The following is a 24,451-nucleotide window of genomic DNA, read 5'->3' as shown; positions in this document are numbered from 1 at the left end:
CGGGCTGAAAATCAGTGGAATGAATAAAACCCCCACTAATTACAGTTTCACTTTATGCAGAACATTTTTTGAGAAAATGATTATTTGTTCTACTTGTTTTGTAGCATTGTATATTCCTTTTTTCATATCTAGAACACTTTTTTCACCAGACGTTTCATCGTTTCAACTGGAATAAACAAAATATGTGGCACATATGTTTAAGCATTGGTCAATTGTTGAAAGGGATGAAGAGTATGCCACAGCTGAACTTTGAAGAAAATTTGTTAACAAAAGTCGCTTGGTACTATTATAAAGATCAATTAACACAACAAGAAATCGCTTCACTTCTTCACATTTCAAGAAATAAAGTGGTTCGGTTATTAGATAAGGCGCGCAGTGAAGGAATCGTTACTTTTCACGTAAAAGGGACTGGTTTACACTGTTTGAGCATTGAGCGTGACCTAATGAAAAAATTCAACCTAAAAGATGCTTTCATTATCCCTACTCCAATAGACAATTATGCCACTTCTCTCGGAAAAGCTGCTGCACAATATTTAGAGACTCAGCTCCAGCAAGGCGATTTACTCGGTATTGGTTGGGGAGAAACGATTAGCAAAATGCTAGAAAACATTCATTTTGAAAGTTCTATTAATCTTTCAATCGTAACGCTAACAGGCGGAGTCAACCACTACCTCCCAAGAAAACAAAATTATTTACATTACATGCAAGGTGATCTTCATATTATCCCCACTCCTTTTCTTGCATCTACTACTGAAATGGCAAAAAGTATTTTATCAGAACCGAGTGTGAAAGATATGCTTCATGTCGCTTCACTTGCACAAACGACAGTTGTCGGTATTGGAGGGTTATCTCAAGATGCTACCATTGTGAGAGAAGAAAAATTAACACTACGTGAAATGACATATATTCGTAGCCAAAACGGTACGGGCGATATTTTAGGACAGTTTTATAATACGAATGGCGATTTATTGGAGCTTCCGCATCACAATCGTCTTATTGGCACGCCGCTCTCTATTCTTCGCAATATGAAACATGTCATTGGTGTTGCTGGAGGTACAGAAAAGATAGATGCAATTTATGGTGCCTTAAAAGGAAAGTTCATTCATACATTAATTACAGATGAGGAAACAGCCCTCTCCTTATTACGAAAGGATGGTGATTGTTAATGTCTACTTTATTAGCTTTTGATGCTGGTACGGGAAGTATTCGAGCTGTACTTTTTGATTTACTCGGTAATCAAATTGCGGTCAGTCAAAAAGAATGGGTTCATAAAACCGACCCTCTTTACCCAGGTTCTATGAATTTTGATGTAATTGAAAACTGGGAGCTAGTACAACAGTGCACGAAAGAAGTTCTACAAAAAAGTAGTGTCTCTCCTTCTTCTATTCAAGCTATTAGCGCTACTAGTATGCGAGAAGGTTTTGTTTTATATGATAAAGATGGGCAAGAAATATGGGCTTGTGCAAATGTTGATGGGCGCGCATCCGCTGAAGTTAGTGAACTAAAAGAAATTCGGTCACATCTTGAAGAAGATTTATATACAAGATCTGGGCAAACTTTTTCATTAGGGGCTTTACCTCGCCTACTTTGGATTAAAAAACATGAACCTGAAGTCTATAGCAATATTCATTCTTTTACGATGTTAAATGATTGGATTTTATATAAATTAAGCGGCGTACTGCAAATCGACCCTTCAAACGGTTGTACATCCGGAATTTTTGATTTACACAATAGAACTTGGGATAACGATGTCGCTAAAGAGTGCGGGATAACTTTACCGTTTTCACCAAAAGTAAATGAAGCTGGCACCGTGATTGGTAATGTTACAAAAGAGTGTGCAGCATTAACTGGTTTACGCGAAGGAATTCCTGTAGTCGCCGGGGGCGGAGATGCTCAAATGGCATCACTCGGAACTGGAGTCGTGAAGCCTAATCAAACATTAATATGCGGGGGCAGCTTTTGGCAACAAGAAGTGAATATTACTAAACCAATAACAGATCCGCATGCTGCGATTCGCGTAAATTGCCACGTCGTTCCAAACCTATGGCAATATGAAACGATTGCCTTTTTCCCAGGTCTCGTTATGCGCTGGTTTCGAGATGCCTTTTGCCAAGAAGAAAAGAAACTTGCAGAAAAACTCGGTGTAGATGCTTATGAATTGTTAGAAGAACAAGCGAAAGACGTACCGGTCGGTTCACATGGCATTATCCCTACTTTTTCAAACGTCATGAACTACATTTCTTGGCGTCATGCCGCACCTTCTTTTTTAAATTTAAGCTTAGATGCTGACAAATGTGGAAAAAAAGAAATGTTCCGCGCTATCGAAGAAAATGCCGCCTTCGTTACACTTGGTAACTTAAAATTAATAGAAAATCTAACTGGTACGTTCCCTTCTGAAGTTATTTTTGCTGGCGGCGCCGCTAAAGGAAAACTTTGGCCACAAATTCTTTCAGACGTACTCGGAATTCCTGTTAAAGTACCTGTTGTGAAAGAAGCAGCTGCTTTAGGAACTGCGATTGCTGCTGGTGTTGGTGTTGGCATATATTCATCTATAGGAGAGACTGCCGAACAGTTTGTACAGTGGGAAAACACATTCGAACCAGTTACTGAAAATCACGAACTATATAAGGCGTTCTATGAAACTTGGAAAACTGTGTATGACAGTCAGCTCACTTTAGCTGATATAGGACTTACATCACATATGTGGATAGCACCAGGTGCACTGTAACACATTACATAAAGGAGTGAAATGTATGCGAAAAGCGAATGAAAATGATTTCTCCTATCGCTTCGGTGATAACGGGCCGAAATATTTAATACAAGGTCCAAATATTGATCTTGGCCTTGTTGTCATTCAGCCTGGGCAAGAGTTTCAAAATCATTACCATACAACATGCGAGGAAGTCTTTTATGCATTAGAAGGAGAAATAGACTTCTATGTAAATAATGAAAGAGTTCCAATTAAACAAGGTGATGTCTTACAAGTTCGTCCTCATGAATCTCATTATCTTATTAACCATTCTGACAAACCTTTTAAAGCTGTTTTTATAAAGTCACCACATTTACCAAATAAAGATACTGTACAAACGGAAAATCCAACATTAACGAAGGAGTGATTTCGAATGACTTGGGGATTTAAAAATCGATTAAATACAATTTTACCTGATGGAAGAGCGGTTATGTTAGCGATCGACCATGGCTATTTTTTAGGACCGATTCACGGACTAGAACAACCATTAGAAACAGTTAAAAACTTACTTCCTTATACAGATTCCCTTTTTTTAACGCGAGGTGTACTTAGCTCTTGTATTCCTGAAAACTGCAGCACACCGATGGTTATGCGTGTATCTGGCGGAGCTACTGTCGTCGGTAAAGATTTAGCGAACGAAACTATTGTTACACCTGTGAAAGAAGCAGTAAAACAAAACGCAATTGGCGTCGGCGTTTCTGTCTTTGTTGGATCAGACTATGAAACACAAACGGTTTCAAATCTCGCAAACGTAGTTTCAGAAGCTCATGATTACGGATTACCAGTTCTCGGCATTACCGCGGTCGCAAAAGAACTACAAAAACGAGAGGCACGCTTCCTCGCACTCGCTTCCCGCGTATGTGTTGAAATGGGTGCTGACATTATTAAAACGTACTACTGTGAAGGATTCGAAAAAATAACGAGCACATGCCCTGCCCCAGTCGTCATCGCCGGTGGACCGAAACTAGATTCAATCGAAGACGCATTAAACATTACGTACAATGCACTGCAAGAAGGTGCAATTGGAGTAGACATGGGCCGAAACATATGGCAATCCGAACACCCCGCTGCGATGATTCAAGCGATTCATGGTATTGTGAAGAACGGATTGAATGTGAAAGAGGCGCTGGAATTATATGATGATGTAAAAAACTAAGATAAAAGATAGACTATTACACTTAAATATATACAAAATCAATATTTACTATTAGGAAAAGCCCATATCTAACATATGGGCTTTCTTTTACATTTTTAATTGTTCCGAATCTAATCCGATTTCTACAGATCGCGTACGTTCCAAACAATCTCACCTCGTTCACCAAACGTACTGTGATGCCGCTTAAATCCTATCTTTTCTAATACCCGGAAGGACGCCGTATTCCAAGCACCTACAGTTGACCAAAGTCTTTTGCGACCCGTAGCAATCGCAGCCTCCAGTACTGCTGATGCCGCCTCTGTCGCATAACCCATGCGATGAGCACTGCGGAACAACTCATATGCAATCTCCGGCTCTTCAAGCGTGGAACGACCGATAATTAAGCCACAGTATCCGATGAAATCGCCTTCGTCTCGTCTACGAATCGTGAGAAGGGATATGCCATTTTCGGTTGCTTTCTTGCGCTTCTCAATAAGATCGTTACGAACAGATTCAACGGTTGGCATTTCCACTCCACGTTCACCAATTAGTTCTCTAAGCCAGACTGCATCGGATTCCTCCCACATATTCAGGTCAAGTCGTTCCGTTTTCAACTGGAACGCCATAGCTTTAAATGAAGCTGTCATAATGAAAACCTCCTATTTATTTCACTGTACTACTTATAATGGTTTCGTACTGCACCATATGGGAAACCTGCTTAATTCTCTAAATTTTCTAGTATCAGTATACATTATTGGTATTTTATGCATAAGCAATTCCTTTGCAAAATAGACCTTGTTATGAAACTTTATTTCAAATCTATAATATTTAGTTTAAGAGGAATACCCTCTAGTTTATAAACATTTTGATGTTCACTTATCATACAAATAAAATGCTCAAGCCCCTTTCCAAACTGGATAAGGGGCTATATTCACATCTTCAAAACAATTTCTCTTATTGCTATCGAACTTTCTTACCATCTTTATAGTCAAGGCACGATACTTCAATTAACAATCCATTAAACATTGTAAAATAAAAACCATAACTACTACCTCTCATCACATAAGGTGCCTTGTCTATTTCAATGCCCCCAGCTACTAAACGATTATATGATTTATCAACTTCATTTGTAGTTTCCACTAAAAAACCAATATGAAAAGCTTCTGGATACGTAACGTCCTTATTCCCCTTGAATGCTTTTGGATCACTTAATACAAGTATAAATCCACTCTCATCGCTCATCACTACAAGTGCCTTTCCTTTTTGCTCCAAAAATTGAAAATCAAAAAAAGTTTCAAAGAAATGTCTCGCTTCTAATAAATCATCAACACATAAATTCAAATGATTCAACTTCATTCACTCATCTCCTTTTAAACAGGGGCTATACAGAAGTATTTTGACCCATATTAATAACACCCGAATGTTTAAGGTTGTATTCAAGTGTTCATTTTTTAATAGTTTAATACTTTTTTCTATCGTCTAGAACGTTTTTTCAATGCAACTTTTAAGATACAGTGAATGAAATTATACGAACGATTCGAAACGGAATATCTATTTACCAATAAAATTTAACAATCGTATTCTATTGTTTATTCTCCAAATGAATTAAACTCCACTCAATTAAGAAAACTGCTGAAGAGATTCGCTCTGTCGTGTCACCTAAAAACAGTTTATTTATAAAATCTTCAAAGTGAGTTGGTACTTTGGATAATGTTTCAATATACTTCAAAACAGATCCAGCTGAAGGTACTGGCTTGTTATTAATAGCCCATATTCCCTCTAACAATGTCCAAGTTGATGTTTGAACTATATATGATGCTTTTAACTCATCTTTTGCTTTCAGAGCAGTCTTAATTTTAATTAGCGAACTATGTAACCAATGAGAAATGCCCTTTACTTTATCACTAGCAACTCGATAGTTTTCAAATTTTTGTTTTGCTATTGCCTTTAATTCTTTCAATTCACCGCTTTTATCAAACAAAATTTTCCCTTCTAAAAATGAATATAGTTCCATCTGATTATTTTTAAAGTTTACTTGTATTTGATTAAAATCAGCATACTTATATTCAACTAAAATATCTTCTCTCATTTCAGAATAAAATCGCTTCTTTTGTCCGTCTTCTAAAAGAATATATAAGTCTAAATCCGAATCAGGATATGCATCACCTCTTGCGACAGAACCGATGAGCATAAATCCGGTTACTTTTTCTATAGATAAACATTCGTTTAAAATTATTTCCACTATTTCTTTATGTTTTTCATATGTAATAAATGAAAGGTTTTCTATCACTTACATCCCTCCAGTACTAAAAAAGAGGATACAAGTTAATTTCTACAACATGTATCCTCTGCTTATATTTTACGACTGCTGATAAGCCGCTTTCGATGATTTCACATAATAAACACCGTGTTCAACGTTAATGATATGATCTGGTTTTGGTTTACCACGGCCCGCTCTATGTCCAGCTAAATGTTCTTCACTCGTTTCCCAGTTTTTCCATGCCTCTTCAGATTCCCAGCGAATCATAACGACAACTTCTTCATCGCCGCGTCTTACTTTTTTCACAAGAACACTTAAGTCAATGAAGCCTTCAAATTTTTCAATTATACCTTCTCCAGTGAAACGTTCTACAACTATATTTGATGTACCTTCTTTTACAGTAAATGTTTTCGTTTCGATAAACATATATCCCACTCCCTCTTTGTAATTCGAATACTAGTATTCTTCTATTATAGTTGATTATGATAATTATTTTCAATTATAAAGTTTTAAATCTTTTGAATTATGCTGTTTTCTCTTCAACTGCCTCATCTAAAAATTTAAAATATGGGAGTAATATTCCTATTAAAGAAGTGACACATATAATCGCACCGATGATAAAGTATAGTGCTCTAACTCCCCACATTTCACTTAGTATGCCTCCTACTAACACACCTAACGGCATAGCGGATCGTATGAAAAATAGTCGAACTGAAAATACTTTTCCTATCATATTGTTCGGGACAGTTTGTTGGCATATTGTCGTGTTATGAACATTGAAAAATGCGATGCAAACACCTGCAATCACTTCAGTTATTACCGCAATTATTATACTATGATTGAACCCTAGCGAAATGTATGTGAGCCCTCCTATAAACAATCCACCAAGCATAAGTATACGCCGGCTTTTATATGTTACTTTTCCGACTAGTATAGATCCAACTACATAGCCAAGCGGAAATCCTGCCAAAAAGTAACCGTACTCCGCATATCCCGCTGACAGCTCGTCTTTTATATAAGGAAGGTTTGTGACCATCGTTACCCCTACTCCAAATTGTACGAAAGTAAGAAATATACCGAGCCAAACGATGATTGGTTTTGTGAAAAAGTATGTAAAACCGTGAAGAAACTGTTCTAGCCACGTTTTTCTCAGTTCTTGTTTTACCCTTTCCTCCTTTATGAAAAGTAACAATCCCCCACTTATAAATAGACACATACATACGAGCAATATAGTTAATTTGATTCCAATGAATTTAATAACGATGCCACCTAATACTGGCGCAAGAAACATCATAAGACGAGTCATCCCATCAATATACGCATTTGCCTCTTGAAGATTCTCTTTACTTACAATGTTCGGTGTAATTGCTTGACTTGCAGGTGTATAAAGCGGTGTAATGAGCCCAATTATAATTTGAACGACATACACGTGCCAAACTTCTATATTACTAGTAACTACCATGACTAAAGGTAGTAAGAAAACAGATGCCCGCATCCATTGCGAAAAAATCATAATCCACTTTCGGCTCCATTTATCAATAAATGGTCCGCTTATTAGTTGCAGTATGAGAGATGGGATAAAATATAATAACCACATACTACTTAATGCTGTTTTTGATCCCGTTAACTCATAAACAAGAATTGAATTACACAACGTCCCGAAAGCTCCGCCTAATTCCGAAATTGCGCTACCAATCCACATAAAAAAGAATGAACGATTTTTCAATACACTCTTCACTATAGCTCACCAACTTTTCTATTTAATTCCTCCCTTTATGTACATTCTCGTTGTATATTATCTATTTAAAAATACATCTAATTCTTTCGCTAACGACTGCACTGCTTTTTTTCTCAATACATATTTTCCGTCATGTATATCAACTAACTTAGCCGAACGTAATAATTTTAAATGATGATGCACTGTCGATTTACCAAGTTGCAGTCTTTCCGTAATTTCCTGCAATGTACGTTCTTTTTCAAACAACATTTTTACAATTCGTAATCTCGCTTCATCCCCAAGTGCTTTATGTTTTTGAACTAAAAAATAATTCGGCTCATACGGATCTTCTGGATGTATACTTTCATTTGCGACAGGATAATGAAACACTTTCGTATCTTCAATATCAGCTTCTATATTCCACGGCCTGTACGTCAGTTGTGGGATAAGAAGTACGTAATGAACACTTGGCTCTGGCATATAGTTAACGCCGCCAGTCGCCCACTCGACAAACTCTTCCGGTTTCATCTTTTTATTCATTTCATTCTTTGCTTCATAGTCTCGCTCTAATATAGAAAGTAATTGCTCTTCCTCTTTTTTAATAACGCTCTCATACCATCCTGTCATAACGGCGATTAAATGGTCCTTTAGTTCTTGTATATCACTATTACATATAAAGCTAATATACGTAGAGAAAAACTGATGATCCTGTGTCAGTTCCTTTAATTTTTGTATTGCAGTTACGTCTCCATTTCCTGCTAAACGTCTTTTTTCTTCATACTTCTCTCCTACAAAGGGTAAACATATATACTTTAAATCTTCTTCTGAAAGCGAATCGATATTCGCAATAAACTGTGATAGATTTTGAAAATCTCCTTCATACAACAACTGAAGCAGCGCTTTCCACGTATTATGCTCTTCTACAAACTGTAAGTGCTCCCTCATTTCTTCTGTTAATGATTGTCTAATTTCTTCCCATTCGCTTTGGGATTTTTCAAGTGTGTCTATTAACCTTTTATGAGTAATTGCCGCAATACCAAGTGCACATTCGAAAAGTATCGAATACTTCATTTGAATATGGTACGTTTCCCTCTTTCTACTCGTTACATGAAAGACTTCCATTTGATCCCCTCCTTATTTGCTATATATTGAATTCTATAACTATCGAATAATACCTTCTATATTTTTAGAATTATATTGCAATTACTGAAAACTAAAGACTATGATAATCTTTTTAATCCATACTCCATTAAAACGCCGATTGTTAAATACCTTATTAATAATGGAGGTTCCTTTTTTAGCTCTTTTATACGTTGCAGTTCATATTCTTGTTCTACTATAAGGCAGGCATATTGAAGAGAAAGGAGAATATATTACATGGAGAAAAATAATGTAGAAAGCGTATGTTTATTTTTGCAATTACTAAAGTTAAGAATACAAAAGATGTTTATTAAAAAAGAATTAAAAAAGTATACTTGGCAACAAACAGTAAAGCGAACGCTTCAAGTACATGATGCCTTACAATCTTCATTAACATCTCTTCAAGAAGCAGAGCTGGATCAACCGATTCCTTCTCTACCTGTTTGGCAACAATATATGAATATCCTTTTGCACGATGCTTATCATACAGGACAAATTATACAACTTCGGAAACTCCAAGGTTCATGGCCAACTCATCGTTCTTATTTATAAATAATGATTAAAATTGCTTAAGTTTAACATGCCACAAAACAATTGAACGCAGTTAACTGTTACATCAATTTCTCTCCCGTAATTACTACCATTACCCAAGATAAAGTAATAAGAAAAAGAGCATCGTAACAGACATAGTCTAGATACGAACCGAAAGAAGTGAAAACGTTAGGTTTTATAAAATTACTTTTATTGCTACAGATAATAAGTGGGAATCTACCGAAGGACCTTTTTATATCAATGTCCCACATTACAAAGAACTAAATGGGCCTGCTGTAGATAATGGACAATTATTTGATTTTACATTAGCTGAATAAATTCAAAAAAAGCAAATGAGATGCTAGCTCTCATTTGCTTTTTTGTAAATCTATGTTTATTAATAGTATAAAATATTAGCCCAAACCAATCGGGTATTTCCAGACCGTAATCCCCCATCTAACTTCTTCACATGCGCCGCTTATTGATTCATTTGCGCATCGTTCAATAGCTCAATTATTTCACTTAACATTTCTTCTGTAAATGCGCCTGCACTAAAGTTTACTAACGCTCGTAACGGCATGTAATTTAGCATAGCATCCATCATTTCAGAGGCATCACTATCCCCTTCAGCCATACTTGCAAACGGGCTGTCTTTTAATGCTTTTTCCATAAGCTCTTTTGCAATTGGTGCTAACATTCGGTCCGCAAATATGTCCCCTAGTAACGTATTTCGATGCACTGTTTTTTTAATTATAGTCGTTGATTGAACGAATATGTTATCTTGTAAAACAATCTCTCTTGAAGACTTTCCTACTAAAATTTCGAATTCACCTGTTTCAACATGCCAGTCCTTCAATTCAACATTATAATAAGCAAATGACCTGTTATTTAAAGTAAAACTAACCGTTTTTTCTTCTCCCGGTTGCAACTCTACTTTTTCAAATCCTTTTAATTCTTTTTCAGGACGAATCATACTACTTTCAACATCTTTTATATACAGCTGAACAATTTCTTTCCCAGCTATACTACCAGCATTTTTCACGTTTACAAGAACAGAAACAGTATCCGTATCCTTTATCTCGTTTTTATTTATTGAAAGTTTACTATACTCAAAGTTTGTATAACTTAACCCAAAGCCAAATGGGAACAATGGTTCAATATTTTTTGCATCATAATAACGGTATCCAACGAACACGCCTTCTTTATATTCTACTTTATCACCTTCACCCGGGAAGTTTAAGTAAGAAGGATTATCGCTTAAAACTTCCGGGAATGTTTCTGCTAGCTTCCCACTTGGATTCGCATCACCAAATAATAAATCAGCAATTGCTCCGCCTAATGCTTGGCCACCTAAATAGCCTTCAAGTATTCCTTTTACTTTACCTATCCATGGCATTTCAATTGGCGCACCATTACTTAAAACTACAACGATATTACTTTGAACTTCAGCAATAGCCTCAATTAATTGCACGTGATTTTCTGGCATTTGTAAATGTTTTCGATCAAAGCCTTCTGATTCATAACGATCTGGAAGCCCAACGAAAAGGACAGCTGTATCTGCGCTCTCAGCTATTTTTTTTGCTTCATTAATCAAGTTTTCATCTACGTCATCGCTTGCAAGATCATAGCCTTGTGCAAATAAAATGTTCGTTTTTTCACCTGATACCATTTCAAGTTCTTCAAAAATACTTTCAAGCTTTGTTGGATTAATATGAGAGCTTCCGCCGCCTTGATAACGTGGTTGCTTTGTAAATTCTCCAATTACCGCTACCGTCCCCTCTTTTTTTAGCGGAAGAATGGAATCTTCATTTTGTAACATAACCATACTTTCACTTGCAACTTCCCTTGCAAGCTGATGATGCGTGTCCTTACTATACGTAGCGTTTTCTAATTGATTATCATAAGCTTTAAAAATAATGTAAAGAAGACGCTCAACTGCTTGATCAAGCTTTTCTACACTTAGCTCACCACAATGCATTGCATCAATAATTTTCTTCTCACCAATTCCAAAGCTTGAAGGCATTTCTAACTCTAAACCGTTCGCTAAACTTGCAACACGTTCATTTACTGCGCCCCAATCAGATACGACAAAGCCTTCAAATCCCCATTCATCTTTTAAAATATCATGTAACAAATAGTTATTTTCCGAAGCGTATTCACCATTTACTTTATTGTAAGCACTCATTACTGTCCAAGGCTGTGCTTCCTTAATAACATCTTCAAAGCTTGCAAGGTAAATTTCACGTAAAGTTCTTTCATCAACAATTGCATCTACAGACATTCTGCGATGCTCTTGATTATTAGCTGCGAAATGCTTTGATGACGTTCCAATGCCTTGACTTTGGACGCCTTTAACATGATTTATAGCCATTTGCGATGATAAATACGGGTCCTCTGAAAAATATTCAAAATTTCTTCCGCATAGCGGTGAACGTTTAATATTTGCACCTGGTCCAAGGAGAACACCTACATGTTCAGCCTGACATTCTTCTCCTAATGCAACTCCTACTTCATGTATTAAGTCTTTATTCCATGTACTTGCTAACCCTACTGCTGAAGGGAAACAAGTCGATGGAATACTGTTATAAATCCCTAAGTGATCTGCTCCCTCTGCCTGTTTTCTTAGACCATGTGGTCCATCAGTTACCATAATTGATGGAATCCCTAATCGTTCAATCCCTTTTGTATTCCAAAAGTCTAATCCAGAACATAGACTTGCCTTTTCTTCTAGCGTCATTTCAGAAATGATTTTCTTTATATCTCTTTTCATGATAGCCCTCCTAAAAAACATATAAGTAAACGCTTTCTTAATGATATTATAGTTATTATCTTTCAGATATTATGGTATATTTTTTAGACTACTTGTAAAAATTTTAGCCGTTTTTTAAAGAATAGAGGTTAAAATAATGAATTGCTCCAAACGAGAAGATCTATATTATATTTGTAAGCTAGTCTTTGATCTACATAAAACACCTATCTATTTTCTTACTAACAAAGGAGATTTAGTATTTGAAATCTCGTCCAATATTCTGCATAACCCTATGTATTCTTCCAAAGAGGCAATACTGAATGAACTATATAAGGAACAGCCTTCCTATACTTTTCCGTCACTAGTAGAGACCGCCTTTCTCGAAAACTTTTTCGCAATTCATCTGCGTTTGAACGACCAAATTAGTGGGAATATAATTGTTGGACCAGTCCTTTATTCCAGGCTATCAGAAACATCAATTAACGGCATTGTTAATGATCTTCAACTAAAAATAAACAAAGAAGAAATGATTCGATATTATCGTTCTCTACCCGTATTAAATAATATGAATTTTTTAAATGTAAGTTTAGTGCTTTATTACATGCTATATCAGAAACAGTTGGACATAGCTGATATACTGCAAAAAAACATGCTAATAAAAAAGGTGGAATTCGAAATTGAACAGCCTGATGTACATATATCAGAGCAACGACAAAGTACATTAACTCATATCGATCCACTAGCCGAGAGGAAAATATTTGAATGTATTAAGCAAGGGAAAAAGGAGGAGTTAATTAAAAATCTAAGGAGATTACCTGAATCAGGAGAACTTGGGGTGTTATCAAAGACAAGTCACCTGCGAAGCCAAAAGAATTCTGCCATTGCAGCTATTACACTTGCAACTAGATCTGCTATTGAAGGCGGAGTTTTCCCTGAAATCGCATATACTATTAGTGATTTATTTATACAAAAACTCGAAGAAATACATAAAAATGAAGCAATTCCCCCTTTTTTAGAGAATGCTTTACTTGAGTTTGCAGAACGTGTCAAAAATAGTACAATGCAGCAACATTCAAAACATATAAACGTATGTCAAAATTATATATTCACTCATCTTTATGGTGATATTACACTAAATATCCTTGCAGAAATAGTCACATTAAACCCTAGTTATTTATCTTCCCTTTTCAAAAAAGAAGTTGGAATTTCTTTAAATGAATATATTCAGCGTGCGAAAGTCGATGAGTCAAAAAAGTTAATGACATATACGAGACATTCTATATCCGAAATTTCTACATTACTAAATTTTCACGACCAAAGTCATTTTACAAAGGTATTTAAAAAACATACTGGTATTTCGCCTAAACAATTTAAAAATGGATGCAGTTATTAGTTATCCTTCGTTCCGTCAATAGATTTAATTTGTTGCTTTACATTCCTAATACATATACTTTATAAAGCGAAAACACTAATTGTTAGTACATTAATTGAAATAGATGAATGCTAAACATAATTCACATTCATCATAACTCCTGATCATAATCCAAATTTGGAAGAATAGAGGCTTTTTTATATACAAATAATAAGCCTCAAGGAGTTGTTGACATGCATTTCATATTAAATATGTTAGGGATTTTTGTTGTAATATTAATCGTCTTCCTTTGTTCGCCTAATAAAAGAAAAATAAAATGGAGACCAATCGTTATTCTAATCATATTGGAGCTTTTTATTACGTGGTTTATGTTAGGCACCAAATTGGGCAGTATTATTATTAATAAAATTGCGTCATTTTTCAGTTGGCTACTATCGTGCGCGAATGAAGGTATTCGTTTTGCATTTCCTTCAGCTATGGAAAATCAAACAGTTGATTTCTTCTTTAGCGCCTTACTTCCTATCATTTTTGTTATCACTTTTTTTGATATCCTTTCCTACTTTGGAGTCTTAACTTGGATCATTGATAAAGTTGGTGCACTTATTTCTAAGATTTCTCGTTTACCAAAGTTAGAAAGTTTCTTTTCCATTCAAATGATGTTTTTAGGAAATACGGAAGCACTTGCGGTTGTTCGTGATCAATTATCTGTTTTAAAAGAAAATCGTTTGTTGACTTTTGGAATTATGAGTATGAGTAGTGTCAGCGGATCCATTCTTGGTGCTTATCTATCAATGGTTCCAGCAACATATATTTTCAGCGCTATTCCTTTAAACTGTATTAACGCATTAATTTTAGCTAATGTTTTAAACCCTATTGAAGTTACGAAAGAAGAAGATGTTGTTTATAAACCTTCAAAAAATGAAAAAAAAGATTTCTTTTCTACTATTTCAAACAGTATGTTAGTCGGAATGAATATGGTAATCGTTATTTTAGCTATGGTAATTGGATATGTAGCTTTAACAGCATGTTTAAATGGTATTTTAAGCTTTTTTGTAGCAGGTTTAACAATTCAAAAAATCTTCTCCATTATCTTTAGCCCCTTTGCTTTTTTACTCGGTTTAACAGGTAAAGATGCTATGTATGTAGCTGAATTAATGGGAATCAAAATCACAACGAATGAATTTGTTGCCATGATGGATTTAAAATCAAACTTAAAGTCTTTACAACCGCATACGATTGCTGTTGCAACTACATTTCTAGCCTCTTTTGCTAACTTTAGTACAGTAGGTATGATATACGGAACTTACAATTCATTATTTGGCGGAGAAAAATCATCAATAATCGGTAAAAATGTTTGGAAGCTTCTTGTTAGCGGAATGGCTGTTTCCTTGTTAAGCGCTATGCTCGTGGGGCTTTTTGTGTGGTAAATCAATACTTATAATAACGAAAGACACCTAAATGAAATTGGGTGTCTTTCGTTATTATTTCACTTTTTCTTTTATAATTTTTATCCCCGAATCTGTCCATTCCCACGAATCACATATTTTGTAGAAGTTAATGCAGGAAGTCCCATTGGTCCCCTTACGTGTAGCTTTTGCGTACTGATGCCAATTTCTGCGCCAAATCCGAATTCAGATCCATCCGTAAAACGAGTCGATGCATTATGATAAAGTGCTGCGGCATCAACGGATGTGAAAAACTTGCTGACGTTTTCCTCGTTCTCTGTAATAATCGCTTCGGAATGCATGGATCCATACGTATTTATGTGATGAATCGCTTCTTCTACTGTAGAAACGACTTTAACTGCTAGCGTGAGAGATAAAAACTCAGTTTCCCAATCCTCTTCTGAAGCGAATGCAATAGAAGAATCAATTGCCAATGCTTTCTTATCACCACGTAGCTCCACGCCTCTTTCCTTCAATAAAGAAAACAGTTCGCTACCAAATTGCTGCGCCCACTTTTCATGAAGTATAATCGTTTCAATTGCATTACATACAGATGGACGCTGCGTTTTTGCATTTATAATAATATTAAATGCCATTTGTTTATCCGCTGTTTCATCAATGAAAATATGACAATTTCCCGCACCTGTTTCAAGTACTGGAACAGACGCTTCTCTTACTACAGTATCGATTAATTGCTTGCCACCTCTTGGGATAAGAACATCCAAGTAGTCATTTAATGTAAATAACTGCTTCGCGCTATCTCGCGTCGTATCTTCTATGAGCTGTACACTTTCTTGAGGCAAGCTCGTTTGTTTGAGCGCTCGGTGAATTACAGCAACGATCGCTTTATTAGAATGGATAGCGGAAGAACTACCACGCAATATGACTGCATTTCCTGTTTTCAAACAAATTGTAGCAGCATCTACTGTCACATTCGGCCTTGCCTCGTAAATCATCCCGACAACACCAAGTGGTACTCGCATCTCCTGAATAGATAGTCCATTTGGTCTTTCCCATGCACTTACACATTCCCCAACAGGATCACGTAAATCAATTAGCTGCTTAATTCCCTCAGTCATATCAATGATACGTTGTTCATTCAGCATAAGACGATCAAGGAGTGACTCAGAAAATCCTTTTGCCTTACCTTCTTCAATATCCCGTTTGTTTTCCTCTACAATATAAGCTGTTTCTACTATCAACTGATCAGCAATTGCGGTAAGTGCTTCATTTTTTTGATTTGTAGATGTAAGCACAAGTTCTCTAGCAACCTCTTTCGCTTTTTTCCCCTTTGCCAACACTTCATTCATTTTTATTTCCTCCTTTTTAAAGGTTAATCCGTATATTATTTGAGAACCATTTAACACGAGTATCTAAAACTTACCTGCCCATTCAAATTTGCGTGCTCTCTTTTCTTAAAATGAAACCCAATGATCTCTATGGATGACTTCATAATTATGCCTTTCGCCTCTTGCTTGAATATCTTGGCTTTGCATACCTTTTAAATTCCTTAGTTCCTCCGCGCTATATGTGCATTGTCCTTTTCCTATTACGCGCCCTTGTTGCGTAATTACTTCCACGACTTCACCCACTTGGAAAAATCCTGACACATTTGTAACACCAGCAGGAAGAAGGCTCTTTCCATGTTGAATGATAGCAGTAGCTGCTCCGGCATCTACTTCAATTTGACCGCTAACAAGCGAATGCAAGGCGATCCATTGCTTGTTCATTTTAATTACTTTTTGAGGAGCATTACCGATATACGTTCCATCACCTTTGCCCTTCAAAACATCTAAAAACTTTTCCTGTCCACGTCCTGTTCCGATAAATACACTCACTCCAAGAGATAGCGCCGTCTTTGCAGCATCGATTTTTGATTTCATACCGCCAGTTCCAAGTTTTGAACCAGCATCTCCAGCAAGAGAAGCGATTTCTTCCGTAACTTCAGGAAGAAAATAATATTTTTTCGCATCTGTATTTTTTTGAGGATTTTTGTCATATAAGCCGTTCACATCCGTAAAAATCATAAGTATATCTGCCGACACAAGTCCGCTTACTAAAGCTGACAGCATATCATTATCACCGAACGTCAGCTCCTCTAAAGAAATGGAATCATTTTCATTGATGATAGGAAGAGCGGAACGGTTTAGTAGCTCTCCTAAAGTAGCGTAAGCATTACTGTATTGTTCTTTTCTAGAAAAATCACTTCTCGTTAATAAAAGTTGTGCAGTAACAATATCATATTTACGGAACTCCTCTGTGTACGCCTGCATTAATAAACTTTGTCCGACAGCTGCTGCAGCCTGTTTCCCTTTAGTTGTCACTGGTCTGCTAGGATACCCAAGAGCAGAAAAACCTGCTGCGACGGCTCCAGATGTAATTAACAAAACTTCATGCCCTTCCTGTTTCAGTCGTGCCAATGCGGCAACGTGATCTGAAAGTTGTTCTTTAGAAATGCCTCCATGACTATCTGCCAAGGAACTACTCCCTATCTTTACAACAATTCGTTGTTTTTTCACTTTTGTAACCCCCAAGTCTAAAATCAAAGTTTTTATACATTACACTTCTATTCATTCAGTTTGCAGCTATATTTATTCTCATCCATGCTGCCCTGTAGTATGAAAGAGCAAAATAAAAATGACCGCTTCGCCCTTAATAAAATAATAAGGACGAAACGGTCATTGTTCCGCGGTACCACCTTGATTGATATACATAGATATCCACTTGACGCCTATAACGCAGGCGAACGCCTAAACTTTCATTTAAGACTCAGGGATAGGTTCGATACATTCTATACGAGGAATCTTTCAGCCGGTGAATTCCACTCTCTTTCGTAAGAAGACATATGTACTAATTCCCTTCAACGATTTTCGATCTGATTTTTTTATATTATGCGATATAGTTCGATTCGGTGTCAAGAGGTATTTTTAAAAATAAATAGAGCCGCAAGTTACTTGTATGAAATTATCGCCCTACTGAATGAAAATAAAAATTGATATAAGTTTAACTCATATTCATAAGCATAAAACCTTAAATTATAGTGTATATATTTACATAATGTCGAATATAATTAATTTTTATCTTTTAGTGTTGCAAAAAGGAATATATTCTCTTAGAATGTTTCTTTATATTGCACAGGGATGTTATTTTTATTCTAAGATAATAATATCAAACCGATATAATTAATTATAAAAGGAGCAAGATCGAGTTATTATGAACAAACAAATTGGATTCATCGGATGCGGAAATATGGGGATGGCTATAATTGGCGGTATGATAAACAATAATATAGTATCTTCAAATAAAATCATGTGTTCAGATTTGAACACTATGAATTTAAAAAATGCTAGTGAAAAATACGGGATAACTACAACTACTGACAACAATGAAGTAGCTAAAAATGCTGATATTTTAATTTTATCAATCAAACCAGACTTATACTCCTCCGTAATTAATGAAATAAAAGAAGTGATCAAAAACGACGTTATCGTCGTAACAATCGCTGCAGGGAAAAGCATTAATAGTACTGAAGATGCCTTTGATAAAAAATTAAAGGTTGTGAGAGTAATGCCTAATACTCCTGCTCTTGTTGGAGAAGGAATGTCTGCTTTATGCCCTAACGAAATGGTTACAGAAAAAGATTTAGAAGATGTACTAAACATTTTCAATAGTTTTGGTCAAACAGAGATCGTAAGCGAAAAATTAATGGATGTTGTAACATCTGTAAGTGGTTCTTCGCCAGCATATGTATATATGATTATAGAAGCGATGGCAGATGCTGCTGTACTAGATGGTATGCCAAGAAATCAAGCATATAAATTCGCAGCTCAAGCTGTGTTAGGTTCTGCAAAAATGGTATTGGAAACAGGAATACATCCAGGTGCATTGAAAGATATGGTTTGTTCCCCAGGCGGAACGACAATAGAGGCTGTAGCAACATTAGAAGAAAAAGGCTTGCGAACAGCCATCATTTCAGCTATGCAACGTTGCACGCAAAAGTCTATTGAATTATCTAATCAAACTAAAAAGTAAACACTAATTACAAACTGTTTTTGACTATATACACATGTAGTTTACATCCCCCTATTTTCGCCAAAAGATAAACGGACAAATTCATAAATGATTGAGTTTGCCCGTTTTGTTTTTATTATATTAAAATAATTATATTCAAATCCTCTTTTTGGTTTCTATTTCTATACCTTCTCTAAGAATGTTATGTTTTCCATTCATTCACTTTTATACACACCTAACTATGACTGTGTAATTTTATTAGATACAAGTAATTTTTCAATACATATCGGTAACATATCGAATAGCGTTTCAAATGCGTAATTTACGTCTAGACGCTCTGTCCATTGATGTGCATCTTTTCCTACCGGCCCCATATTTAATACTGGAACGTCAAACTCTTCTAATTCCTGAAGTGGAATTGAATATCCTTTATCCCATAATGGCATATTGTCTACAAGAGAACTCATTGAATCCAATGGGTTCTGTAAGCCCACATAGCTTAAATCTGAAATTCCTCCAAAATAATTTTGATTTTCAAATGTAATGCTATGATTGTATTGGGCATACTTTTCCATTTCTACAACTACCTCTTTAATGAAAGGATTGTTGCGTGAACTCACAGCTGGATAGTACGGCGGAGCGAAGAAAAGTACAATCATCGGCGCTTTTTCTTTACATAATATAGCTAATTTATCAACTAAATCGATTGTTACTGCACGATCATCTTTATCTTCTCTATTTTTTATAATATTAGATTGAATATCATTTATTGTCTCTTTTCCATGTTGTTCAATTGCATACGCGATAAGCTCTTCATACGTTAATACATTTACTTTAAGATTAGGAGGTATGAACGGATTATATTTAGAAAAACGATATGCTTGCTTCTCGTAAGACTCTTCGATTTTCTCTGCTACTTTCGTTACTTTTTGACGCAGCAACGAAACGACATCTGTCATCGATTTTTCTAGTAAAAACAAATTAAATAGTGTGACTGCACGATGCGGAATTTGTACAGAATAGTCCTCTTTTAAGTCTCTTTGAAGCAAGTTAGTTGGTGGAGGACTCGCTTCACCATCTACAATATCACAAAGGTCCGTATTCAACTCTAATTCTGCTGTTAATAATGCAGCCATATAACTCCCATTTAAGCCTGCAAAAGGTTCGCCTACATGTGTCTCTTTTCCATAGCAAAGGAAACCAGGTAACACCTTCCCAATAGAACCAGTATAAATATACTTATTTTGGTCCCCAGGATGCCTTGAAAACATAGGCTCTGAATTTAGAACCGTTTTAAATTCTAAATCATGTTCTCTTGCTAAATCTAATAATCTCGGAACAGCTGCTCTCATCCCCACGGAGTTCACTTCTTCATCTGGAACAGCTAATAAAAGAACATTCCCATCAAATCTTCCTTCACAAGCTTGCTCAACCATTGCCATTTGTAAAGCTAGACCACATTTCATATCCATTGTCCCTCTACCAAATAGCCAATCTCCCTGTTCTATATCTTCACGTACATGATCTGGTAGTTCATCTTTATGGGAGTAAAACATAGATGTTAACTTTTTAGGATGAAATGCCTCTTCTTTCCACACTCCATAATCTTGTACATCTACAACATCAAAATGACTAACAAGAATTACAGTATTTTTCGTACTATCACTTTTCTTTACTAGAGCGGTAACAAAATATCGTCCATCCCCTGTCGGATTTTTTTGCAAATGATGCGGATTTTGTTTGAAATACTGTAAGTCAGATAATTGTTCTACAACAAAGTCTGGTAATATAACTTCAGCTTCTGAACCTGTAATACTAGGAATTTCAACAAGATTGCTTAATAACTGAATCAATTGTTCTTTTGATTGCCACTTTGACATAGTAATCCCCCTATTTTTCCGCATTATGAAAATCAATTCCAATATATGAATAAAAAATGACGACAGTTATCAAAATTATAATTCTGATGTACTGCCGATTTTTATTGAAATTTCATGAGCTGCTTCTTTTACCCTACTAATAAGAAAAAATAGTCGATCATCATTAATACGATGACTAATTAACCCAACACTTAATGCTCCTACTACTTTATGATTGAATCCGATAATAGGTGCAGCTACTGAAGCTGTCCCTTCTGTTTTTTCACCATAACTTACAGCATATCCTTCATTTTCTATTTGTTTTATTTGAGTAAGAAGAATTTGCTTTTGTTCTGGTAAAGAAGAAAGTAATTGTTCTACAATGTATTCCATTTCATTCGTTTTCATATTGGCAAGCATCGTTTTATTTGCGGCGCCAATCGAAAGTGGAATCTGTTCCCCTAAGTTATCGATAACCCGAATTTTTAAAGGGCTATCAATTCTTTCAATAATAATAGAATGAGTTCCATTTGGAATGTTCAAATAGACACTTTCTTCCACTTCAGCGGCCAATCGCTTCATCACTTCCCTTGCAACAGATCTATAGTCTACCTTCTCCAATTGACGTAATCCTATTTCCATCCACATTGGCCCAATCTTGTACTGCTTTGTTTCTGAAATTTGTGTAACTAACCCATGCTCCATTAGAGAATTAAGTAACCTATGTACTGTACTAACCGGAAGATGTGTTCCATCAGCTATATCAGAAATAGCCCAATACTCTTTTTCATTTGTAGAATTTAATAGCTTAATAATACTTATCGCTCGATCAATGGACTGTACCATAATTCGCCTCAACTTTACTTGTAGTATGTTTAGCCTAATTAACTATCAATTTATCAAAAATTCAAACTGAAATCAATCAATTTATTTAATTTTCAAAATAAACAAAAGATACGCTATCAACATTTTGAAAACGCAAACAAAAAAATATTGACTTTTCTTTTTAATTATCTGAAAATTAGAACAAGATTTCACATCACGGAATACATTCCATAATACGGAAAAACATCAATTTTCATACTACCAATTTTGAAAGTGAGGAAAACAATGACGCAAGTAAACAATACAAACAATGAATTAAAGCGCACAATGAAAAGTAGACATTTATTCATGATTGCACTCGGTGGTGTGATTGGAACGGGGTTATTTAACGGATCTGGTTTTATTATAAGTAAAGCTGGACCTGGCGGATCCGTACTTGCCTTTATGGCCGGTGGATTATTAATGTATCTCGTTATGCTATGTCTTGGTGAGCTTGCTGTAGCCATGCCTGTCTCAGGTTCTTTCCAGGAATATGCAACCAAGTTTATTAACCCTGCAACTGGGTTTACAATCGGCTGGTTGTATTGGTTAAGCTGGGCGAATACAACCGGTCTTGAATTTACAACTGCCGGTATTACGATGCAGCGCTGGTTTCCTGATATTCCCGTCTGGGTTTGGTGTTTAATATTTGGCGTTACCATATTCACTATAAACGCATTATCTGCTCGTAGTTATGCAGAAACAGAATTTTGGTTTTCAAGCATTAAAGTATCTGCCATTATCGCTTTCATTATTCTTGGTGGCGCCGCTATGTTCGGTTTTATTGACTTAAAAGGAGACGAACCAGCTCCGCTTCTTTCAAATTTCGTAAATCACGGTGGTTTATTCCCGAATGGACTTGCCGCTATTCTATTAACAATGGTTACGGTCAATTATTCCTTCCAAGGTACAGAACTTGTCGGAATCGCAGCTGGTGAAAGTGAAGATCCAGCAAAGACTTTGCCTCGTTCTATTAGAAATATTATATGGCGCACGATGTTTTTCTTCGTTTTAGCAATTTTTGTTCTCGTAGCTTTAATTCCTTGGGAAGAAGCAGGATTAACAAAGAGCCCATTCGTTGCTGTTTTTGATAATATCGGTATTCCGTATGCAGCTGATATTATGAACTTTGTTATTCTTACTGCTGTTCTTTCTGTCGCAAACTCAGGACTGTACGCCGCAACTCGCATGCTTTGGTCATTATCAAAAAATGAAATGGCGCCAGCCTTTTTAAAGAAATTATCATCACGAGGAATACCACTAAATGCTTTAATCTTGACGATAGCTATTTCTGCTTTTTCTCTTTTGACAAGCGTGGTAGCTGCTGAAACGGTTTATTTATGGCTTATTTCGATTTCTGGGGTCATTACAATCATTGTTTGGATGTCAATTTGTGTTTCTCAATTCTTTTTCCGTAAACGCTATTTAGCTGAAGGTGGAAAATTAGAAGACTTAAAATTCAAAACTCCACTTTATCCACTTGTACCCATTCTTGGTTTTGGATTGTATGGCATTATATTAGTAAGCCTTATCTTTATCCCCGATCAAAGACTAGGAATCTACTGTACTGTACCATTTATCATCTTTTGCTACACGTACTATCACTTTAAGATTAAGAAAAAAATCGCCACTAATACTCATAAAGAAACTAAAATTAGCGAAACTTTGTAATACTGTACGATACAGAGAAGACAGCACATGGATTTTACTTCATGTGCTGTCTTTTATCGTTCTTTCATTTTCTCAGGAACAATTCCCCTATTTCTTCTATACTATTGAAATGATTATTTATAGCACTTCGTGTTTTGAATTGTTCAGGAGGTTTTTGCGTTCAAGTGTTATACTCAAACGGGTCAGTATTGCTACATTCCTTTACTTTGGTTTCAAAGATGATGTCGGTATAATTAATGTAGGAAATGCTGTTAGCAATTATTATTTTTTATTGTTCATAAGTTGATGCTTTTCCTTACTATTACCACTTTGTTTTGATATATTAAATTTATACTACGTCACATTAAAAATTTAAAAATAGACAGGAGTTATATAAGATGATCAAAGGATTCGGAGGAATATTTTGGAGAACTGAAAATATTGATGTTATAAAAAAATGGTACAGCGAAGTATTGAAGATTGAAATAGAAAATTGGAATGGGACTGTGATTAAACCCGAATCAGGAACTGAGACTATCTTTTCTTTCTTCAATAAAGATGACAATTATTTTCCAACAGAACAACAAGTGATGTTAAATTTCCAAGTACATAATCTACATGAGACTATTCAGCATCTTGAACAAATTGGTATACCTCTTGAAAAGAAAGAAGAGGTTAGTGAATTTGGAAAGTTTATTTGGATTAAAGATCCTGAAGGACGACTCATCGAGCTTTGGGAGAAATAGTCGATTGTAATCATTCGCTATTAAGATAACGGATAATTTCGTTCAGCCGATGTCTTCGGCTATCCATAATAGATTCCTGTTGCAAATTTGTAGCAGGCTCTATTTTCACTTCATCATTTTCATTTAAACGCGAATCAATTATCCTTAACAGCATTTCCTAATCCTTCGTCATTACAATTTGAAATCCCCTCCTCATCAATCATCTATTATTTAAACAAAAACT

Annotated in this window: 21 protein-coding genes and 1 other annotated feature; of the genes, 10 read left to right on the top strand and 11 right to left on the bottom strand. The window is 35.7% G+C overall.

From position 1 onward, the window contains the following. Positions 1-215 precede the first annotated feature (215 nt). Genes JDS92_RS10555 through lsrF form a run of 4 tightly spaced genes read left to right on the top strand, consistent with a single transcriptional unit; the run spans position 216 to position 3,905 of the window. Positions 216-1,166: a sugar-binding transcriptional regulator gene (locus JDS92_RS10555; RefSeq protein ID WP_141499325.1), complete on the top strand. Its 951-nt coding sequence runs from the start codon at positions 216-218 to the stop codon at positions 1,164-1,166. Next, complete coding sequence (gene lsrK, locus JDS92_RS10550) at positions 1,166-2,728, top strand: autoinducer-2 kinase (RefSeq protein WP_199631913.1); 1,563 nt, start codon at positions 1,166-1,168, stop codon at positions 2,726-2,728. The genes JDS92_RS10555 and lsrK overlap by 1 nt, the downstream gene beginning before the upstream one ends. A 25-nt stretch (positions 2,729-2,753) precedes the next feature. Further along, positions 2,754-3,116, top strand: coding sequence for a cupin domain-containing protein (locus JDS92_RS10545; protein ID WP_001224016.1), 363 nt, complete (start codon positions 2,754-2,756; stop codon positions 3,114-3,116). A 6-nt stretch (positions 3,117-3,122) separates the two neighbouring features. Next, positions 3,123-3,905: a 3-hydroxy-5-phosphonooxypentane-2,4-dione thiolase gene (gene lsrF / locus JDS92_RS10540; RefSeq protein ID WP_000219772.1), complete on the top strand. Its 783-nt coding sequence runs from the start codon at positions 3,123-3,125 to the stop codon at positions 3,903-3,905. Between the two features lie 122 nt (positions 3,906-4,027). On the opposite strand, the gene JDS92_RS10535 is transcribed toward lsrF, so the two are convergent. The 6 genes from JDS92_RS10535 to JDS92_RS10510 form a co-directional block, all read right to left on the bottom strand. Next, positions 4,028-4,531 carry a GNAT family N-acetyltransferase gene (locus JDS92_RS10535; protein ID WP_087969414.1) on the bottom strand — a complete coding sequence of 168 codons (504 nt, stop codon included), beginning with the start codon at positions 4,529-4,531 and terminating at the stop codon, positions 4,028-4,030. A gap of 313 nt (positions 4,532-4,844) precedes the next feature. Next, complete coding sequence (locus tag JDS92_RS10530) at positions 4,845-5,240, bottom strand: VOC family protein (RefSeq protein WP_000773071.1); 396 nt, start codon at positions 5,238-5,240, stop codon at positions 4,845-4,847. Positions 5,241-5,466: 226 nt separating this feature from the next. Next, a complete protein-coding gene (locus JDS92_RS10525) occupies positions 5,467-6,174 on the bottom strand; it encodes a nucleotidyltransferase family protein (RefSeq protein WP_097959412.1) in 708 nt (235 codons plus the stop codon). A 69-nt stretch (positions 6,175-6,243) separates the two neighbouring features. Continuing rightward, positions 6,244-6,570, bottom strand: coding sequence for a heme-degrading monooxygenase HmoA (hmoA, locus tag JDS92_RS10520; RefSeq protein ID WP_000469501.1), 327 nt, complete (start codon positions 6,568-6,570; stop codon positions 6,244-6,246). A 97-nt stretch (positions 6,571-6,667) separates the two neighbouring features. Continuing rightward, on the bottom strand, positions 6,668-7,882 hold the full coding sequence (locus tag JDS92_RS10515; protein ID WP_097959411.1) for an MFS transporter: 1,215 nt from the start codon (positions 7,880-7,882) through the stop codon (positions 6,668-6,670). Positions 7,883-7,939: 57 nt separating this feature from the next. Then, positions 7,940-8,983 (bottom strand): ArsR/SmtB family transcription factor, encoded by a 1,044-nt coding sequence (locus tag JDS92_RS10510; RefSeq protein WP_097959410.1) that lies wholly within the window; start codon positions 8,981-8,983, stop codon positions 7,940-7,942. Positions 8,984-9,238: 255 nt separating this feature from the next. On the opposite strand from JDS92_RS10510, the gene JDS92_RS10505 reads away from it, so the two are divergent. After that, positions 9,239-9,553, top strand: coding sequence for a serine/threonine protein phosphatase (locus JDS92_RS10505; protein WP_199631912.1), 315 nt, complete (start codon positions 9,239-9,241; stop codon positions 9,551-9,553). A gap of 457 nt (positions 9,554-10,010) precedes the next feature. Here JDS92_RS10505 and JDS92_RS10500 read toward each other — a convergent pair whose 3' ends face one another. After that, positions 10,011-12,302 (bottom strand): glycoside hydrolase family 3 C-terminal domain-containing protein, encoded by a 2,292-nt coding sequence (locus JDS92_RS10500; RefSeq protein ID WP_199631911.1) that lies wholly within the window; start codon positions 12,300-12,302, stop codon positions 10,011-10,013. Between the two features lie 136 nt (positions 12,303-12,438). Between JDS92_RS10500 and JDS92_RS10495 the strand changes: the two genes are divergently transcribed. Both JDS92_RS10495 and JDS92_RS10490 read left to right on the top strand, forming a co-directional pair. Then, entirely contained in the window at positions 12,439-13,674 is a 1,236-nt protein-coding gene (locus JDS92_RS10495; RefSeq protein ID WP_199631910.1) for a helix-turn-helix domain-containing protein, read from the top strand. A 212-nt stretch (positions 13,675-13,886) separates the two neighbouring features. After that, positions 13,887-15,080: a nucleoside transporter C-terminal domain-containing protein gene (locus tag JDS92_RS10490; RefSeq protein WP_000545491.1), complete on the top strand. Its 1,194-nt coding sequence runs from the start codon at positions 13,887-13,889 to the stop codon at positions 15,078-15,080. An 80-nt stretch (positions 15,081-15,160) separates the two neighbouring features. Here JDS92_RS10490 and JDS92_RS10485 read toward each other — a convergent pair whose 3' ends face one another. Together JDS92_RS10485 and proB are read right to left on the bottom strand one after the other, a co-directional pair. Continuing rightward, positions 15,161-16,408 (bottom strand): glutamate-5-semialdehyde dehydrogenase, encoded by a 1,248-nt coding sequence (locus tag JDS92_RS10485; protein ID WP_097954641.1) that lies wholly within the window; start codon positions 16,406-16,408, stop codon positions 15,161-15,163. A 105-nt stretch (positions 16,409-16,513) separates the two neighbouring features. Continuing rightward, complete coding sequence (gene proB / locus JDS92_RS10480) at positions 16,514-17,617, bottom strand: glutamate 5-kinase (protein ID WP_087969420.1); 1,104 nt, start codon at positions 17,615-17,617, stop codon at positions 16,514-16,516. A 143-nt stretch (positions 17,618-17,760) separates the two neighbouring features. Next, positions 17,761-17,971: a binding site (T-box leader), on the bottom strand. Between the two features lie 340 nt (positions 17,972-18,311). Between proB and proC the strand changes: the two genes are divergently transcribed. Continuing rightward, positions 18,312-19,130: a pyrroline-5-carboxylate reductase gene (proC, locus tag JDS92_RS10475; RefSeq protein ID WP_001041316.1), complete on the top strand. Its 819-nt coding sequence runs from the start codon at positions 18,312-18,314 to the stop codon at positions 19,128-19,130. A gap of 218 nt (positions 19,131-19,348) precedes the next feature. Here the strand turns inward: proC and JDS92_RS10470 are convergent, their stop codons facing one another. Both JDS92_RS10470 and JDS92_RS10465 read right to left on the bottom strand, forming a co-directional pair. Continuing rightward, the gene (locus JDS92_RS10470) at positions 19,349-20,989 is read right to left on the bottom strand and encodes a M20/M25/M40 family metallo-hydrolase (RefSeq protein WP_097959406.1); all 1,641 of its coding nucleotides are present in this window, start codon (positions 20,987-20,989) and stop codon (positions 19,349-19,351) included. Between the two features lie 75 nt (positions 20,990-21,064). Next, on the bottom strand, positions 21,065-21,814 hold the full coding sequence (locus JDS92_RS10465; protein ID WP_199631909.1) for an IclR family transcriptional regulator: 750 nt from the start codon (positions 21,812-21,814) through the stop codon (positions 21,065-21,067). Between the two features lie 264 nt (positions 21,815-22,078). On the opposite strand from JDS92_RS10465, the gene JDS92_RS10460 reads away from it, so the two are divergent. Further along, on the top strand, positions 22,079-23,503 hold the full coding sequence (locus tag JDS92_RS10460; RefSeq protein ID WP_098055649.1) for an amino acid permease: 1,425 nt from the start codon (positions 22,079-22,081) through the stop codon (positions 23,501-23,503). Positions 23,504-23,880: 377 nt separating this feature from the next. Further along, positions 23,881-24,228 carry a VOC family protein gene (locus JDS92_RS10455; RefSeq protein ID WP_098711514.1) on the top strand — a complete coding sequence of 116 codons (348 nt, stop codon included), beginning with the start codon at positions 23,881-23,883 and terminating at the stop codon, positions 24,226-24,228. Positions 24,229-24,451: the final 223 nt, after the last annotated feature.

Source organism: Bacillus cereus group sp. N12 (assembly GCF_016483575.1).
Classification (GTDB): Bacteria; Bacillota; Bacilli; order Bacillales; family Bacillaceae_G; genus Bacillus_A; species Bacillus_A toyonensis.
This window is presented reverse-complemented; position numbering and strand designations above follow the sequence as displayed.